2 protein-coding genes are annotated in these 2,011 nt (G+C 73.7%); one reads left to right on the forward strand and one right to left on the reverse strand.

Annotation, left to right across the window (positions count from 1 at the left end; translation table 11 throughout):
- Positions 1 to 72 precede the first annotated feature (72 nt).
- On the forward strand, positions 73 to 903 hold the full coding sequence (rsmI, locus tag ABDW21_RS12960) for a 16S rRNA (cytidine(1402)-2'-O)-methyltransferase (protein WP_343710529.1): 831 nt from the start codon (positions 73 to 75) through the stop codon (positions 901 to 903).
- Between the two features lie 3 nt (positions 904 to 906).
- On the opposite strand, the gene ABDW21_RS12965 is transcribed toward rsmI, so the two are convergent.
- The coding region (locus ABDW21_RS12965; protein WP_343710530.1) for an aminodeoxychorismate synthase component I at positions 907 to 2,011 on the reverse strand (1,105 nt) is incomplete at its 5' end.

The raw sequence follows: 2,011 nt of genomic DNA on the forward strand, positions 1-2,011 counted from the left end.
AACCGCATGCACGGATTGAAAGGGGGATGGGGAAACGGGTCTGCACTGCAGACACCGCGCCCCTGACTACCAATGGGCGCGGGTCGACTGCTGCTGGGTGCCACCCCGTTGGGCCAGCCGTCGGATGCGTCGCCGCGGCTGGTGGCCGCGCTGGGCTCGGCGGACGTCGTCGCCGCCGAGGACACCCGCCGGGTCCGCACGCTGGCCGCCGCCCTCGACGTCCGCATCGCCGGCACGCTGGTCAGCCTGTTCGAGGCGAACGAAGACACCCGGGTGCCGGCGCTGGTGGGGGAGATCCGCGCCGGGGCGACTGTGCTGGCGGTCACCGACGCCGGAATGCCGGCGATCAGCGATCCGGGCTACCGGTTGGTGGTGGCGTGCGTCGACGCCGGCTTGCCGGTGACGTGCCTGCCCGGCCCGTCGGCGGTGACCACCGCGCTGGCGGTGTCCGGGCTGCCGTCGGACAAGTTCTGTTTCGAGGGATTCGCCCCGCGTCGGGAGTCGGCGCGCCGGACGTGGCTGGCGTCGCTGGCGGGGGAGCGGCGCACCTGCGTGTTCTTCGAGTCGCCGCGCCGGTTGCCGGCCTGCCTGCGCAACGCGGTCGATCAGCTCGGCGCGACGCGCCGGGCGGCGGTGTGCCGGGAGCTGACCAAGGTGCACGAGGAGGTGGTGCGCGGGTCACTGGCAGAGCTGGCGGCCTGGGCAGCCGGCGGCGTGCTCGGCGAGGTCACGGTCGTGCTGGCCGGCGCTGTGCCGCGCGCAGACCTGCCCGCGCTGGTGGCGGAGGTGAACGAGCTTGCGCGGCAAGGTGTTCGGGTAAAGGAAGCGTGCAGCCAAGTGGCTGCTAGGGCGCCGGTGTCACGGCGCGAGCTCTACGACGTGGTGGTGCGGTCCCGCCGCTAGCCGCTAGCCGGCGCGCACGGGGGTCGGAGCCAGTCCGAGTATCGGCGCCGCCTTGTGCAGGCACTCGTCCCATTCCGCGTCGGGATCGGAGTCGGCGGTGATGCCGCCGCCGGCACCGAGCACCGCGTTGCGGGCGGCGTCGAACTCGACGGTGCGGATAGCCACGTTGAGTTCGCAGCCGGCCACCGGTGATGCCAGGCCGACTGTGCCGCAATAGATTCCGCGGCGCACCGGCTCCCACTGCGCAAGTAGTTGACGCGCCCGTAGTTTGGGGGTTCCGGTGACCGAGGCGGGTGGGAAGGTGGCGTCCAGCAGCGCTGACGCGAGCAGCTCGGCGGGCACCCGCGCCGACACCGTCGACACCAGATGCCACACCCCCGGAGCGGGCCGCACCTCCAGCAGCTCGGGCACGGTGACCGTCCCGGTGTGCGCCACTCGGCCCAGGTCGTTGCGGACCAGGTCGACAATCATGATGTTCTCGGCCACATCCTTGGCCGACGCCCGCAGCGCCGACGGGCAGGCGTCCCACGGCAGGGTGCCCTTGATGGGGCTGGAGGTCACGGTGTCGCCGCGGCGGCACAAGAACAATTCCGGCGACAGCGACGCCACCGCACCCCACGACCCCGCGAGGTAGGCCGCCCGGGCCGGCGCGGTGCGCGCAACGGCGTCGGCAAAGAAATCCAGCGGTGCCCCGTCGACGAAGCCGCGGAATTGGGTGCACACGCAGGCCTGGTAGACCTCGCCGGCGCGGATGGCCTCCAGGCAGGCCAGCACCCCGGCACGGTGCGCGGCGCGGTCGGCGCTGTCCCAGTCGATCCGGCAGGCTCGGGCCGCGGCCGGCGAAGACAGCGCGTCGGCCAGCCACGCCGGCATCGCCGCACCCGACAGGCTCTCGTACCACCACCGTCCGTCGCGGTCGCGGCGCAGCACGCAGTCGGTCCAGCCGCCGGCCGCCTCGGGGATCCGGGCCGGTCGTCCGTCGGCGCCGGGGTCCGGGTAGGACAGGTAGCCGATCCAGCCGCCGCCCACCGCGGCGGCGCCAGAGCCGGGCCGGACGTCGAACGCGTCGGCGGCGCCAGAGCCGGGCCGGACGTCGAACGCGTCGGCG

Origin of the sequence: Mycobacterium sp., from assembly GCF_039583805.1 — a bacterium.
GTDB lineage: Bacteria > Actinomycetota > Actinomycetes > Mycobacteriales > Mycobacteriaceae > Mycobacterium.

Excerpts from the sequence above, each read along its gene's own strand:
- rsmI (WP_343710529.1), top strand. The coding sequence starts at position 73 with ATGGGCGCGGGTCGACTGCTGCTGGGTGCCACCCCGTTGGGCCAGCCG.